Source organism: Methylobacterium guangdongense (genome assembly GCF_038442355.1).
GTDB lineage: Bacteria > Pseudomonadota > Alphaproteobacteria > Rhizobiales > Beijerinckiaceae > Methylobacterium > Methylobacterium guangdongense.
In genome coordinates this window covers 1-14,709 of sequence record NZ_JBBXMX010000017.1, presented here as the reverse complement: position 1 = coordinate 14,709, position 14,709 = coordinate 1, and the positions used below count along the sequence as shown (strand labels likewise).

Genomic DNA, 14,709 nt, shown 5'->3' with positions numbered 1-14,709 from the left:
GCCTCGAAGGAGGGCTCCAGGGATCGACACGACATCTGGGGGCCTCCTTCGAGGCCTCCGCTTCGCTCCGGCACCTCAGGATGAGGTGGCTGATGGGATCACCCGAATGACCGCTTTTGCCCCCGTCGACGGCACCGAGATCGCCAAGGCCCTGCGCCAGCGGGCGGCCGAAAAGATCCTCGTCCTCGACGGGGCGATGGGCACCGTGATCCAGCGGCTGAAGTTCTCGGAAGAGGATTTTCGCGGCGACCGGTTCAAGGATCACGGCCACGATCAGAAGGGCAACAACGACCTCCTGATCCTGACCCAGCCCGACGCGATCCGGCAGATCCACCTCGACTACTTCCTGGCCGGCGCCGACGTCTGCGAGACCAACACCTTCTCGGGCACCACCATCGCCCAGGCCGATTACGGCATGGAGTCGATCATCCACGAGCTGAACGCCGAGGGCGCAAGGCTCGCCCGGGAGGCCGCCAAGCTCGCCGAGGAGAAGGACGGCCGCCGCCGCTTCGTGGCCGGCGCCATCGGGCCGACGAACCGCACCCTGTCGATCTCGCCGGATGTGAACAACCCGGGCTTCCGGGCCGTGACCTTCGATCAGGTCAAGCAGGCCTATGTCGAGCAGATCCACGGCCTGATCGACGGCGGCGCCGAGCTGATCCTGATCGAGACGATCTTCGACACGCTCAACGCCAAGGCCGCGGTGGCGGCGGCGTGGCAGGTCTTCGACGAGACCGGCATCCGGCTGCCGATCCAGATCTCTGGCACGATCACGGATCTCTCGGGCCGCACCCTGTCGGGTCAGACCCCGGCGGCCTTCTGGCACTCCCTGCGCCATTCCGCACCGCTGACCTTCGGCCTCAACTGCGCGCTCGGCGCCCGCGAGATGCGCGGCCACATCGCCGAGCTGTCGCGGATCTGCGACACGCTGGTCTGCGCCTACCCGAATGCCGGCCTGCCGAACGAGTTCGGCCTCTACGACGAGAGCCCGGAGGCGATGGGCAAGCTGGTCGGCGAGTTCGCCGAATCCGGCCTCGTCAACATGGTCGGCGGCTGCTGCGGCACCACCCCGGACCACATCCGCGCGATCAGCGAGGCCGTCGCCGGCAAGGCGCCGCGGCCGATCCCCGAGATCCCCCGCCTGATGCGGCTGTCGGGCCTCGAGCCCTTCGTCCTCACGAAGGAGATCCCCTTCGTGAACGTCGGCGAGCGCACGAACGTCACCGGCTCGGCCAAGTTCCGCAAGCTCATCACCAACGGCGACTACGCGGCGGCGCTCGACGTCGCCCGCGATCAGGTGGCGGCCGGCGCCCAGGTGATCGACGTCAACATGGACGAGGGCCTGCTCGATTCGCAGAAGGCGATGGTCGAGTTCCTGAACCTCGTCGCCGCCGAGCCCGACATCGCCCGGGTGCCCGTGATGGTCGATTCCTCGAAGTTCGAGGTGATCGAGGCCGGCCTCAAGTGCATCCAGGGCAAGCCGATCGTGAACTCGATCTCCATGAAAGAGGGCGAGGAGAAGTTCATCGAGGCCGCCAAGGTCTGCCGCTCCTACGGCGCCGCCGTGGTGGTGATGGCCTTCGACGAGCAGGGGCAGGCGGATTCCTACGAGCGCAAGGTCGAGATCTGCACCAAGGCCTACCGGATCCTGACCGAGCAGGTCGGCTTCCCGCCCGAGGACATCATCTTCGATCCGAACATCTTCGCCGTCGCCACCGGCATCGAGGAGCACAACCCGTACGGCGTGGCCTTCATCGAGGCGACCCGGACGATCCGCGAGACCCTGCCGCACGCCCATATCTCGGGCGGCGTGTCGAACCTCAGCTTCGCGTTCCGCGGCAACGAGCCGGTGCGCGAGGCGATGCACGCGGTGTTCCTGTTCCACTGCATCAAGGCCGGCATGGACATGGGCATCGTCAATGCCGGCCAGCTCGCCGTCTACGACGAGATCCCGGCGGAGCTGCGCGAGCTCTGTGAGGACGTGGTCCTCAACCGGCGCGACGATTCCACGGAGCGCCTGCTGGAGGCGGCCGAGCGCTTCAAGACCGGCGCCTCGGCCCAGGCCAAGACCGCCGACCTGACCTGGCGCGAGGCCCCGGTCGCGAAGCGCATCGAGCACGCCCTGGTCAACGGCATCACCGAGTACATCGTGGCCGACACCGAGGAGGCCCGCCAGGGCGTGGAGCGTCCGCTCCACGTCATCGAGGGCCCGCTGATGGCCGGCATGAACGTGGTCGGCGACCTGTTCGGCTCCGGCAAGATGTTCCTGCCCCAGGTGGTGAAGTCGGCCCGCGTGATGAAGCAGGCGGTCGCCTATCTCGAGCCCTTCATGGAGGAGGAGAAGCGCGCCAACGGCGGCGACGGCAAGCGCCAGGCCGCCGGCAAGGTGCTGATGGCCACCGTGAAGGGCGACGTCCACGATATCGGCAAGAACATCGTCGGCGTCGTGCTGGCCTGCAACAACTACGAGATCATCGATCTCGGCGTGATGGTGCCGGCCGCCAAGATCCTGGAGACCGCCAAGCGCGAGCAGGTCGACATCGTCGGCCTGTCCGGCCTGATCACCCCGTCGCTCGACGAGATGGTCCATGTGGCGGGCGAGATGGAGCGCGAGGGGTTCGACGTGCCGCTGCTGATCGGCGGCGCCACCACGAGTCGGGTGCACACGGCGGTGAAGATCCACCCGGCCTACGCCAAGGGTCAGGCGGTCTACGTCACCGACGCGAGCCGCGCGGTCGGCGTGGTGTCGAGCCTGATCTCGAAGGAGACCCGCGGCGCCACGATCGAGAAGGTCCGGGCCGAGTACGCCAAGGTCGCCGACGCCCACAAGCGCTCGGAACTCGACAAGCAGCGGCTGCCGCTCGCCAAGGCACGGACCAACGCCTTCAAGATCGACTGGTCGGGCTACAAGCCGGCGAAGCCGACCTTCACCGGCACACGGGTCTACGGCTCCTACGAGGTCGCCGACCTCGTGCCCTACATCGACTGGACGCCGTTCCTGCAGACCTACGAGTTCAAGGGTCGCTTCCCGGCAATCCTGGACGATCCCGAGCAGGGCCCGGCCGCCCGCGCCCTCTACGAGGACGCGCAGGAGATGCTGAAGCAGATCGTGGAGGAGCGCTGGTTCAACCCGAAGGCGGTGATCGGCTTCTGGCCGGCCAACAGCGTCGGCGACGACATCGTGCTCTACACCGGCGAGAGCCGGTCGGAGCGGCTCGCCACCTTCCACGGCCTGCGCCAGCAGCTCTCGAAGCGCGACGGGCGGTCGAACACCTGCCTGTCGGACTTCGTGGCGCCTTCCGAGACCGGCATTGCCGACTATGTCGGCGGCTTCGTGGTCACGGCCGGCCTGGAGGAGGTGCGGATCGCCGAGCGGTTCGAGCGGGCGAACGACGATTACCGGGCGATCCTCGTGAAGGCGCTGGCCGACCGCATCGCCGAGGCCTTCGCCGAGCGGATGCACGAGCGGGTGCGCAAGGAGTTCTGGGGCTACGCGGCCGATGAGGTCTCCGCCCCCGAGGAGCTGGTGCTGGAGAAGTACGACGGCATCCGCCCGGCCCCGGGCTACCCGTCCCAGCCTGACCACACCGAGAAGACGACCCTGTTCGACCTGCTGAAGGCCGAGAGCCGGATCGGCGTGAAGCTCACCGAGTCCTACGCCATGTGGCCGGGTTCGTCCGTGTCGGGGATCTACATCGCCCACCCGGAGGCGCACTACTTCGGCGTCGCCAAGGTGGAGCGGGATCAGGTCGAGGATTACGCCGCCCGCAAGGGGATGGATGTCCGCGAGGTCGAGCGCTGGCTCGGGCCGATCCTGAACTACGATCCGACGCGGTATCTGGCGGAGGCGGCGGAGTAGGGGCGGGGGCTCGCGCCCCTGCTCCGCGCCGCGTCGTCACGCGCGCAAAGACGTCGGAAGGCCGGAGCGGTGAGGGCGCGCCGTCAGGCCGCCTTCCCGATCGTGAAATCGACATGCACGGAATCGTAGGGAAAGACGATCCGCGCATCGTCCGTGCGATCGAGGATGCCGGCATTCAGGAGCGCGTGCACGTCGGCATGCGTGTTCTTCACGTCCCGGTCGAGCAACCGCGCTACGGCGCGCAGCGACATGGGTTCCTGGCCGGCAAGAGCCTGAAGCAGTGCCCAGCGCCGGGGGGTCAGCACCGTCCACAAGCCCTCGACGGTGGGGAAGGAGATGAATGCGCCCTGCATCTCGCCCCGGAACGCCGCCAGGGCGCGGGCGCTGGCTTCCTCGATCGAAGAGACGCCGATCGTGACGGTCCTCATGGCCGCCTCCAGGGTTCGACATCGGCCCAGAAATCGGCCAGCAGGGTCTCGGGGCTAGTGAAGCGATAGGGGATTTCCAATCCTCCGATATGCTTGTGGTCGCCCTTTCCGGCTTCGTTGTCGTAGCGGAGCACGCACACGCCATCGACGACGAGGGCGAGCCGGTATTTGAAGCCGTGGGCACTTTGGCGGACTGGTGTCGGCACGTTCCAGACCACGAGTTCGGCAAACGACCGCTCAGGGATGATCGCGATCCTCTCCCTGAGCAGCAGCTCGGCCTTCATGGTGAGGCAGGATGACGGCAAAGCCAGCTGTTGGCAAGGGAGCCAACACGCGATGAAGTCAGGCGACGTCGGCGGGCGGGAATGGCTCCTCCGGCGCGCCTGCGCGGCAGATCAATGCGCTGGATCCCGGATTGGGTTCCGCTGACGCTCCACCCGTCCGGGAAAGGGGCCAGTGCAAAATAAGGCTCGTCCCTTTCCCGGGCGCATGCAGCGACAGCGGAATACGACCCGGGATCCAGCAGACGAGTCACCGCGTCGCGGTCTGCATCACAAAACCACGTTCAGCAGGTCCCCGCGCCCCGCGTGTTCACGTAGAGCGCATAGACCGAGTGAACCGCGGTCATCAGCAGCAGGTTGCGGTTGAGGCCGCCGAAGCACAGGTTGGCGCAGCGCTCCGGCAGGCGGATCCGGCCGATCGGCTTGGCCTGCGGCGAGAGAACCAGCACCCCGTCCTCGGCCTCGCTCATCCCCCAGCCGCACCAGAGATTGCCGTCGACATCGACCCGGAATCCGTCCGGCGTGCCGGTGCCGGCGTCAAAGAAGACACGGCCGTTGGCGGTCCTGGTGCCGGTCTCGACCACGTCGTAGACGCGGATCAGGCGGTTCGGCTTCGCCCGCGCCTCGATCACGTAGAGCTTGGACTCGTCCGGCGAGAAGCAGAGCCCGTTCGGCCCCGCCACGCCCTCGACCGCGACGCTGGCCTGTCCCGTCTTCGGATCGATCCGGTAGATGTTGCCTGGAAGCTCCGGTGCGGCCATCGATTCGTGCGGGTTCGGCCCGAAGGCCGGATCGGTGAACCAGATCGCGCCGTCGGAATGGCAGATCACGTCGTTCGGCGAGTTCAGCGGCTTGCCGTCGAACCGATCCATCAGCGTGGTGAGGCTGCCGTCATGCTCGGTGCGGGTGACGCTGCGGGTCTTGTGCTTGCAGGTGATCAGCCGGCCCTGCCGGTCGCGGGTGTTGCCGTTGGCGTAGTTCGACGGCTTGCGGAACACCGAGAGCGCGCCGGTGGCCTCCTCCCACCTCATGATCCGGTCGTTGACCACGTCGCTGAACAGCAGCGCTCCCCTGTCGCCGAACCAGACCGGTCCCTCGGCCCAGCGGAAGCCCGTGGCGACCCGCTCCACCGTCGCGGAGGCGAGGCGGTACTTGGCGAAGGCCGGATCGAGGATCTCGACGGCGGGGTCCGGAATCCGCTGCGACGGTTCCCAGCCGGCCCCGGCGGCCCGGGCGGCGCCGACAAGGGTCGCCCCGGCGAGCAGCCCCCTGCGTGCGATGATCGTCATGTCGCCTCCCTGCTCAAATTTGATGTTGCTCACATGTTTCGGACCGAAGAACCCGTTGGCCAGAGACGCGCTGGCCCCCTCTCCCGTGCGGGAGAGGGTTGGGGTGAGGGGCGAGACATTTCAGAAGGGACCACTCCGTGGACGTGCGTTCACGGTGCGCCTCATCCGGAAAGTTCTCGTCCCTCACCCTGTCCCTCTCCCGCACGGGAGAGGGGACCCGCGCTTCGTTCCCAATCGCTTCGCCCGGCAGCATTAAGAGAATCCTGGAGCCGGGCGACCCGAGGATGGGTCAGTGGATCTCGGGTTCGGGAATGCCGCCAGCCCCCTCCAGGAAATCGAAATCGCAGCCCTCGTGGGCCTGCCGTACGTGCTGGGCGAACAGGCGGTTGTAGCCCCGCGGATAGGCTCGGTCCGGCGGGCGGAAGGCCTTCACGCGCTCGGCGATCGCGGCATCGTCGAGGTGCAGGTGGATCCGCCGCCCCGGCACGTCGACCGTGACGAGATCGCCGTTGCGCACGGCGGCGAGCGGGCCGCCGGCCGCCGATTCCGGCGCCACGTGCAGGATGCAGGCGCCGTAGCTCGTGCCGCTCATCCGCGCGTCCGAGATCCGGACCATGTCGCGCACGCCCTGACGGAGTAGAACCTTCGGGATCGGCAGCATGCCCCATTCCGGCATGCCGGGGCCGCCGATCGGACCGGCATTGCGCAGGATCATCACGTGGTCGGGCGTCACGGCGAGATCGAGGTCGTTCACGGCCGCGCTCATGGAATCGTAGTCGTCGAAGACCAGAGCCGGTCCGGTGTGCTGGAGGAGGCGCGGGTCGGCGGCCGGCGGCTTGATCACGCAGCCGTCGGGGGCGAGGTTGCCGTAGAGGATCGCGGTGCCGCCCATGGCGACGATCGGCTGGTCCAGGGGGCGGATCACGTCGTCGTTGTAGACCCGGATACCGGCGAGCCCGTCGCCGATCGTGCCGCCGCTGACCGCACGGGCATCGAGGTGGAGGAGGGGGGTGAGCCGCGCCATCAGCGCCCGGATGCCGCCCGCGATGTGGAAATCCTCCATCAGCCACTGACCGGAGGGCCGCAGGTTCGCGATCACCGGTACCTTCTGAGCGAAGTCATCGAATTCGGTGAGCTTGACCGGGATGCCGGCCCGGCCCGCCATGGCGACGAGGTGGATCATCGCGTTGGTGGAGCCGGCGAGCGCGTTGTGGACCACCAGGGCATTCTCCACGGAACGCCGGTCGAGGATGTCGGAGGGCTTCAGATCCTCCCAGATCATCTCGACGATCCGCCGGCCGCAGGCGCCGGCCATGCGGGGATGGTCGGCATCCGCCGCCGGGATCGAGGCCGCGCCCGGCAGGCAGAGACCCATCGCCTCCGCGATCGACGTCATGGTCGAGGCCGTGCCCATGGTCATGCAGGTGCCGGCCGAGCGGGCGATGCCCGCCTCCATGTCGTTCCATTCCTGCGTGGTGATGTTGCCGGCCTCCTTCTCGGCCCAGTACTTCCAGACATCGGAGCCCGAGCCGAGGATCGTGCCGCCGAAATGCCCGCGCATCATCGGCCCGGCCGGCAGGAAGATCATCGGCAGGTTCATCGAGATGCCGCCCATCACGGTGCCGGGGGTGGTCTTGTCGCAGCCGCCCATCAGCACGGCCCCGTCCACGGGGTGCTGGCGCAGGAGTTCCTCCACCTCCATGGCGAGGAGGTTGCGGTAGAGCATCGTGGTCGGCTTCACGAAGTTTTCCGACAGCGACAGCGCCGGCAATTCGATCGGGAAGCCCCCCGCCTGCCAGACGCCGCGCTTCACGTGCTCGACCCGGGCCTTGAAGTGCTGGTGGCAGGGGTTGATGTCGCTCCACGTGTTGATGATGCCGACCAAGGGCTTGTCGCTGAAATCGGCGCGCTCGTAGCCCATCTGCAGCATGCGCGAGCGGTGGCCGAAGCTGCGCAGGTCGGTGGCGCCGAACCAGCGCTGGCTGCGCAGCTCGCCGAGGGTCTTCTTGTGCGCGGTCATCGTCGTGTCTCCGGTCTCACGCGTTCGGATGGGCGGGACGGGCCGTGGACCTGCACGCCCTGGCCGCCCGCGGCCGGGATCCGGCTCAGCGGCCGGTCCGCTGCCGCCACGCGGCGAAATCGGCGAGGCTCTGCTCGTCGGTGGCCGGGTAGAGGCCGAGGATCGAGCGGCCCTTGCGGACCTCCTCGGTGACGAAATCCTCGTAGGCGGTCATCTCGACCGCCTCGTCGGCGACCGCGTCGGCGAGGTGGGCCGGGATCACCGCGACCCCGTCGCCGTCGCCCACGATCACGTCGCCGGGGAAGACCGGGGCATCGCCGCAGCCGATCGGCACGTTGATGTCGATCGCCTGATGGATGGTGAGGTTCGTCGGCGCCGAGGGGCGCGCGTGGTAGCTCGGCATGGCGAGCGCGGCGATCTCGTCGGCATCGCGGAACCCGCCGTCGGTCACGAGGCCGGCGCAGCCCCGCACCATCAGCCGCGTCGCCAGGATCGAGCCCGCGGAGGCCGCGCGGGCATCCTTGCGGCTGTCGATCACGAACACGGCGCCGGGCGGGCATTCCTCCACGGCCTTGCGCTGCGGGTGGGCCCGGTCGCGGAACACGGTGATCGGGTTCAGGTCCTCGCGGGCCGGCATGTAGCGGAGCGTGAAGGCCTCGCCGACCATGGTGGGTCCGCCCGCCTTCAGGGGCAGGACGCCCTGGATCATCTGGTTGCGGAAGCCGCGCTTGTAGAGCGCGGTCATCAGGGTCGCCGTGCTGACGGTCTTCAGCTTGGCACGCGTCTCCTGCGACAGCCCGGACATCCGCTCATCCTCCCCGATGGTCGTGTCGCTCCCGTCCGGTCCCGAGACTTCGCCGTGAGCGCCGACTGTTATCTTGAGGTTCGGGTTGGGCGCCGTTCCGGGTCCTGTCAACTCCGCGGCGGGGTCTCGGGGCAACCGGGATCCGATGGCGGTGCGGCGGCGGCCACGCAACGCGGGGACGTTACGCGGCGGCCGAGCGTCCGTGCCCGCTGGGGGCGTCTGCCGGTGTCGATCGCGTGCATACGCAACCCGGATGATGCGCGGGGCCCTCGACCACCGTCCGCCCGTCTGACAGATTGGCGATGATCGGCGGCCCATGGCCCGCGGCTCGGGTCCCGCCGGCATCGCAGACCGCATCGGTGACAGGGCTCGATCGGGCGCCGCGCGCTTCGAGTGCGGCGGGATCGCCAGGGAGGACGGCTTGAGCGAATTGCCCCGACGCACCGGCGCGCGGATTCTCGTCGACCAGCTGCTCGCTCAGGGGGTCGCGCGCGTCACCTGCGTCCCGGGCGAGAGCTACCTCGCGGTGCTCGACGCCCTGCGCGACAGCGGCATCGACGTCCTGGTCTGCCGCCAGGAGGGGGGCGCCGCCATCATGGCGGAGGCGGCGGGGAAGCTCACCGGGCGCCCCGGCATCTGCATGGTCACCCGCGGCCCCGGCGCCACCAACGCCTCGGCGGGCGTCCACATCGCCCGGCAGGATTCGACGCCGATGATCCTGTTCGTCGGGCAGATCGCCCGGGGCATGCGCGACCGCGAGGCGTTCCAGGAGATCGATTACCGCCAGATGTTCGGCGGCGTCGCCAAGTGGGCGGTGGAGATCGACGACGCGGCCCGCATCCCGGAGATCCTCGCCCGGGCCTTCCGGGTCGCCATGCAGGGCCGGCCGGGCCCGGTGGTGATCGCCCTGCCGGAGGACATGCTCGACGACGTCGCGGCGGTCGGCGACGCCGCCCGCGTGGCCCCGGCCGAGCCCGCCCCGTCCCAGGCCGACGCGGAGCGCCTGCGGGCGATGCTGGCGGAGGCCCGGCGCCCGGTGGCGCTGCTCGGCGGGTCGCGCTGGAGCGCCGAGACCTGCGCGGGTTTCGCCGCCTGGGCAGCGCGCCACGACGTGCCGGTGGCGGTCTCGTTTCGCCGGGCGCAACTCTTCCCCGCCGACCACCCGAACTTCGCGGGCGAGTTGGGGATCGGCCCGAACCCGGCCCTCCTCGCTCGCATCAAGGACTCGGACCTGCTGCTCATGGTGGGCGGGCGCCTGTCCGAGATGCCGGCGCAATCCTACGGCCTGCTCGGCATCCCGGATCCCGGCCTGCCGCTGGTCCATGTCCACCCCGACCCGGCGGAACTCGGCCGGGTCTACCAGCCCGCCCTGGCGATCCAGGCGAGCCCGGCGGCGTTCTGCGCGGTCCTGCCGGACTTCCAGCCGACCGGGACGGGCCGCGCCACCGAGGCCCACGCCGCCTACCGCGCGTGGTCGGAGACACCGGAGCCGAAGCCGGGGGCGTTCCAGTACGGCGAAGCGATCACGTGGCTGCGGGAGCGGCTGCCGCCGGACGCGGTGATCTGCAACGGCGCCGGCAACTTCGCCACCTGGATCCACCGCTACTACCGGTTCCGCGCCTTCGGCACGCAGCTCGCGCCGACCTCGGGCTCCATGGGCTACGGCCTGCCGGCCGCCGTGATGGCCAAGCGCAGCCACCCCGACCGGATCGTCGTGGCGCTCGCGGGCGACGGCGACGTGATGATGACGGTGCAGGAATTCGCCACGGCGGTGCAGTACGACGTGCCCATCGTGGTCGTCGTCCTCGACAACGGCATGTACGGCACGATCCGCATGCACCAGGAGCGCGAGTATCCCGGCCGGGTCTCGGCCACCGACTTGCGCAATCCCGATTTCGCGGCGCTTGCGCGGGCCTGCGGCGGCCACGGCGAGACCGTCGAACGCACCGAGGACTTCGCCCCCGCCTTCGAGCGCAGCCTCGGCTCAAACCTGCCGGCGCTGATTCACTGCCGCGTCGACGCGGAAGCGCTCACCCCGACCATGACCCTGGCGGCGATCCGCGAGAAGGCCCTGACGGCCCAGCGGCGCTGATCCGCCGGCCCCGCAGCGAGACGAAGAGGACCAGCCGATGGACCACGCGATGACCCTGCGCGGCGAGAACCTGATCGGCGCCGAGGCCCGGCGCGGCACCGAGGCCTCGTTCCGGGCCGTGGAGGCGGCCACCGGCGCGGCTCTGGAACCCGAATACCCCGGCGCCAGCCACGCCGACCTCGACCGGGCCTGCGCCCTGGCGGAGGCGGCCTTCGACGCCTACCGCGAGACCGATCCGGAGACCCGGGCCGGGTTCCTCGAGACCATCGCGGCCAACATCCTCGAGATCGGCGACGAACTCGTCACCCGCTGCATGGCGGAGACCGGGCTGCCGCGTCCGCGGATCGAGGGCGAGCGCGCCCGCACCGCCGGGCAGCTCCGGCTGTTCGCCGGCGTGGTGCGCGAGGGCAGCGCCGTGGAGGCCCGAATCGATCCGGCTCTGCCGGACCGCAAGCCCCTGCCGCGCCCGGACCTGCGCCTGCGGCGCATCGCGGTCGGGCCGGTGGCGGTATTCGGGGCCTCGAACTTCCCACTGGCCTTCTCGGTGGCAGGCGGCGACACCGCCTCGGCGCTGGCGGCGGGCTGCCCGGTGATCGTCAAGGCGCATCCGGCCCATCCCGGCACCTCGGAGCTGGTCGGGCGCGCGGTTCGGAAGGCGGTGGCGTCCAGCGGCCTGCCGGAGGGGGTCTTCTCCCTGCTGTTCGATGCCGGCCAGTCGATCGGGCAGGCGCTGGTGGCCGATCCCCGGATCGCCGCGGTGGGCTTCACCGGCTCGCGCCGGGGCGGCACGGCCCTGATGGCGATCGCGGCCGGGCGCCCGCACCCGATCCCCGTCTATGCCGAGATGAGCAGCATCAATCCGGTGCTGCTGTTCCCCGGCGCCCTGGCGGAGCGCGGCGCGGCGATCGGCAAGGCCTTCGCGGCCTCGCTGACGCTCGGCGCGGGCCAGTTCTGCACCAATCCCGGCCTGATCCTGGCCCAGCCCGGACCCGGCCTCGACGCCTTCCTGGAGGCCGCCGCCGCGGCCCTGAAGGCGAGCCCGGCCGCCACCATGCTGACCCCGGGCATCCAGCGGGCCTACCGCAACGGCGTCGCACGGGTGGCGGGGCACGAGGCCGTCACCCTGCTGGCGGAAGGCCCGGAGGGCACGGCCACGCAGGGGCGCGCCGCCCTGTTCGTCACCGATGCCGCAGCCTTCCTGGCGGACCCGACCCTGCAGGAGGAGATGTTCGGCGCTGCGGCGCTGGTCGTGCGGTGTCCGGATCTGGCGGCGATGCGCGCGGTGCTGGCGCATCTGGAGGGCCAGCTCACCGCCTCGCTCCACCTCGCCCCGGCGGATCATGCCGACGCGCATAGCCTGCTGCCGCTCCTCGAACGGCGGGTCGGCCGCATCCTGGTGGACGGGTTCGGGACGGGCGTCGAGGTCGCGCACGCGATGGTGCATGGCGGCCCCTATCCGGCGACCTCGGACGGGCGCACGACCTCGGTGGGCAGCCTCGCGATCGACCGGTTCCTGCGCCCGGTGAGCTATCAGGACGTCCCGGACGCCCTGCTGCCCCCCGCACTTCAGGCCGCGAACCCGCTGGGTCTGCCCCGCCGGATCGATGGCGTTCCCGAACGCCGCTGACGCGCCGCGAGCCGCTTGCCAGGCGGGGCCGCGCCGTCTAGACAGCGACCGCCTGCCTTGGGGCGTCGCCAAGTGGTAAGGCAGCGGTTTTTGGTACCGCCATTCCCAGGTTCGAATCCTGGCGCCCCAGCCAAGCCTTCGCTAAGTCATTGATCTGATTGCATTCGGCTTTCAGCTGCTTCGGCGGCCATGCCGATTGTACGCAGAGCTGTTGCACGCGCTTGTCCACAGGGGCAGGCCGTTGACGATTTGTTCTAACGTGTTCCGCCGCGGGGCGGTATACTGGTGGCGAAGGCGATTCCGTTGCGATGAGCGGACGCGACCCTCTGGTGCTCCAGTTAAGGGGAAGTCCATCACGGTCGCTCTGAGCCTGGGCACCTCCGACCCAGCAAGTCCGCGCACACTCGGCTGGGGGCTCAACGCGGAAAGCCTCCGCGTCCGGGATGACCCCGCCATGCAAACAGCGTCTCAAATTCGCGACCACCTCCGCGCGTTCGTCGATCGGGAGCGAAGCGCGCGGATCGCGCGCTTGCAGCGCGACCTCAATCCACCGCGCGCCCCCCTCATCGGCGACTGGTCCTCGCTCATGGAAAAACGGGAGCGGGAGTATCGAATCTTCGGACGCCTGCAGGCGCTGGCGGCGGAGGAAGGCTTCGACGCAGGGTACGACAGTGAACTCGATGCGCACCTGAAGCGGGAAGGCTTTAGCCTGACGGAGCGTGGAGCCATCCGACGGCGCATCGAGAACGGTTACCTGCGCGATCTCGGTCGCCCGGACGAGACCGGTCGGCTCACGCCACCGCGCGCTTATCTACAGACGATGCTGACCAGCATGAACGAGCCTGTGACGGAGGCTGGCCTCAATCGCTGCCTCCGTGGCCTCGCAGCGCTCTCCAGCCATGTTTCACGCGAGTTCGCCTCAACCTATGCCGAGGCGCGTGCGGATCCACGGGAGGCCTGGGCCAACCTCTCGGCGATGCGTGCCAGGGGTGAGATGCCGCGTGACACTCTGGGCTGGGCCACATCCCACTTCGACGGTGCTGACAGCTTCGAGTGGGGCGACTTCGAGGTCCAGGTCTCCACAACACCGCCGCTGTCAGAAACCAGTTATACAGATCCGGCCACTCTCAAATCCGAGCCCGTCGGCCAGCCGGCACCCGAACAAGGCCCCATAGCCGACCGAAACCATCCACCTGCGGCGCCAGCTCCTGCGTCGTACCCTCCAAAAACGGAGGCCGCCGCGCCGGAAGAGGCGTCAAGGCCATCGTCTGGATCTGCGGAGCTTGACGGAGCGGATCGCGGTCCAACCGTCATCGATTGCGCTCCAGCCCTCGACCAACGAGGCCTCGACGATGCGCATGAGGGCAGCGAAGCCGGTTCTGGTCCGGTCACGAACTCGCTGACCGAGATGGTCGAAGAGCTCATCACGCACAAGGGCGCCACCTGGGACGAGAAGACCCAACGGCAGCATCGGGCGGTCGCGGTAATGCTGGGCGACATCGCCGGCACCGATGACCTGCGGCAGATCCGGAATGCCCATCTCGCTGCCTATATCCAGAACCTCTCGAACCTGCCGAAGTCCTACGGCAAGAGTTCACGTGATGCGGCACTGTCGATCGCGGACCTTGCCGAGCGCGGCCGAACGATGCGGGCCGCGGGACAGGCAGAGAAAGTCGGGCTCAGCCCGGCGACCGTGAACCGACATATCACGCAGCTCTCGACGATTGCGAAGTACTGCCGGGCCAAGCAGCGTCCGATTGGGCAGGTCGAGCTCCTGGGCGACTTCCGCCTGATCGACCCGGAGCGGGACGGCGAGAAGCGACCGGCCTTCGAGGTCGACGAGGTGAAGGCTCTATTCGCGCACTCCGTCTGGACCTCGACGGCCTCGGAAGCGGAGATGCTGCGGGTCGCACGGGGGCAGCAGATCTTCGCAGCCGTCTACTGGCTGCCGCTCCTGGGCTACTACACCTGCGCGCGCCTGTCCGAGTTGGTCTACCTCGAGCTCGGTGACATCGACCTAGGTCGTGGACTCATAAAGCTCGCAACCAGACACGCAGGGCTGCGAGCTTAACGCTGGCCAGGAAGTTATCGGGATCCTTGTCGTAGCGGGTGGCGACGGCGCGGAAGTGCTTGATCTTGCTGAAGAAGCGCTCAATCAGGTTGCGGTACTTGTACAAGAATGGGCTGAAGGCCAGTACCTGCTTGCGGTTGGGCATCGGCTTCACGTTCGCCCACGCCCCCTGCTCCGCCATCCGGGTGCGAAGCGCGTCGCTGTCGTAGGCTCGATCCCCCAGCAGGATCTGCCCCG

At 69.1% G+C, this 14,709-nt stretch carries 10 protein-coding genes and 1 tRNA gene; 5 read left to right on the top strand and 6 right to left on the bottom strand.

Annotation, left to right across the window (positions count from 1 at the left end; translation table 11 throughout):
* Positions 1 to 106 precede the first annotated feature (106 nt).
* Positions 107 to 3,859: a methionine synthase gene (gene metH, locus AAHG09_RS24420; protein ID WP_342110109.1), complete on the top strand. Its 3,753-nt coding sequence runs from the start codon at positions 107 to 109 to the stop codon at positions 3,857 to 3,859.
* Positions 3,860 to 3,942: 83 nt separating this feature from the next.
* Here the strand turns inward: metH and AAHG09_RS24415 are convergent, their stop codons facing one another.
* From AAHG09_RS24415 to AAHG09_RS24395, 5 genes are all read right to left on the bottom strand, one after another.
* Positions 3,943 to 4,287 (bottom strand): HVO_A0114 family putative DNA-binding protein, encoded by a 345-nt coding sequence (locus AAHG09_RS24415; RefSeq protein WP_342110108.1) that lies wholly within the window; start codon positions 4,285 to 4,287, stop codon positions 3,943 to 3,945.
* Positions 4,284 to 4,571 (bottom strand): toxin-antitoxin system TumE family protein, encoded by a 288-nt coding sequence (locus AAHG09_RS24410; RefSeq protein WP_342110107.1) that lies wholly within the window; start codon positions 4,569 to 4,571, stop codon positions 4,284 to 4,286. The genes AAHG09_RS24415 and AAHG09_RS24410 overlap by 4 nt, the downstream gene beginning before the upstream one ends.
* A 281-nt stretch (positions 4,572 to 4,852) precedes the next feature.
* Positions 4,853 to 5,857 (bottom strand): SMP-30/gluconolactonase/LRE family protein, encoded by a 1,005-nt coding sequence (locus AAHG09_RS24405; RefSeq protein ID WP_342110106.1) that lies wholly within the window; start codon positions 5,855 to 5,857, stop codon positions 4,853 to 4,855.
* A 289-nt stretch (positions 5,858 to 6,146) separates the two neighbouring features.
* Positions 6,147 to 7,877 carry an L-arabinonate dehydratase gene (gene araD / locus AAHG09_RS24400; protein WP_342110105.1) on the bottom strand — a complete coding sequence of 577 codons (1,731 nt, stop codon included), beginning with the start codon at positions 7,875 to 7,877 and terminating at the stop codon, positions 6,147 to 6,149.
* Between the two features lie 85 nt (positions 7,878 to 7,962).
* On the bottom strand, positions 7,963 to 8,682 hold the full coding sequence (locus tag AAHG09_RS24395; RefSeq protein ID WP_342110104.1) for a ribonuclease activity regulator RraA: 720 nt from the start codon (positions 8,680 to 8,682) through the stop codon (positions 7,963 to 7,965).
* 421 nt (positions 8,683 to 9,103) lie between these two features.
* On the opposite strand from AAHG09_RS24395, the gene AAHG09_RS24390 reads away from it, so the two are divergent.
* The 4 genes from AAHG09_RS24390 to AAHG09_RS24375 all read left to right on the top strand — a co-directional run bounded on the left by AAHG09_RS24390 (position 9,104) and on the right by AAHG09_RS24375 (position 14,472).
* Positions 9,104 to 10,774 (top strand): thiamine pyrophosphate-binding protein, encoded by a 1,671-nt coding sequence (locus AAHG09_RS24390; protein ID WP_342110102.1) that lies wholly within the window; start codon positions 9,104 to 9,106, stop codon positions 10,772 to 10,774.
* Positions 10,775 to 10,823: 49 nt separating this feature from the next.
* Positions 10,824 to 12,401 carry an aldehyde dehydrogenase (NADP(+)) gene (locus AAHG09_RS24385; RefSeq protein WP_342110191.1) on the top strand — a complete coding sequence of 526 codons (1,578 nt, stop codon included), beginning with the start codon at positions 10,824 to 10,826 and terminating at the stop codon, positions 12,399 to 12,401.
* A gap of 58 nt (positions 12,402 to 12,459) precedes the next feature.
* Positions 12,460 to 12,534 (top strand) — tRNA-Gln (locus AAHG09_RS24380).
* Positions 12,535 to 12,855: 321 nt separating this feature from the next.
* Positions 12,856 to 14,472, top strand: coding sequence for a hypothetical protein (locus tag AAHG09_RS24375; protein WP_342110101.1), 1,617 nt, complete (start codon positions 12,856 to 12,858; stop codon positions 14,470 to 14,472).
* On the opposite strand, the gene AAHG09_RS24370 is transcribed toward AAHG09_RS24375, so the two are convergent.
* A partial coding sequence (locus AAHG09_RS24370; RefSeq protein ID WP_342110100.1) for a transposase occupies positions 14,432 to 14,709 on the bottom strand: 278 nt, incomplete at its 5' end. The genes AAHG09_RS24375 and AAHG09_RS24370 overlap by 41 nt on opposite strands.

Coding starts and splice junctions, on each gene's coding strand:
- metH (WP_342110109.1), top strand. CDS start 107: ATGACCGCTTTTGCCCCCGTCGACGGCACCGAGATCGCCAAGGCCCTG.
- AAHG09_RS24415 (WP_342110108.1), bottom strand. CDS start 4,287: ATGAGGACCGTCACGATCGGCGTCTCTTCGATCGAGGAAGCCAGCGCC.
- AAHG09_RS24410 (WP_342110107.1), bottom strand. CDS start 4,571: ATGAAGGCCGAGCTGCTGCTCAGGGAGAGGATCGCGATCATCCCTGAG.
- AAHG09_RS24405 (WP_342110106.1), bottom strand. CDS start 5,857: ATGACGATCATCGCACGCAGGGGGCTGCTCGCCGGGGCGACCCTTGTC.
- araD (WP_342110105.1), bottom strand. CDS start 7,877: ATGACCGCGCACAAGAAGACCCTCGGCGAGCTGCGCAGCCAGCGCTGG.
- AAHG09_RS24395 (WP_342110104.1), bottom strand. CDS start 8,682: ATGTCCGGGCTGTCGCAGGAGACGCGTGCCAAGCTGAAGACCGTCAGC.
- AAHG09_RS24385 (WP_342110191.1), top strand. CDS start 10,824: ATGACCCTGCGCGGCGAGAACCTGATCGGCGCCGAGGCCCGGCGCGGC.
- AAHG09_RS24375 (WP_342110101.1), top strand. CDS start 12,856: ATGCAAACAGCGTCTCAAATTCGCGACCACCTCCGCGCGTTCGTCGAT.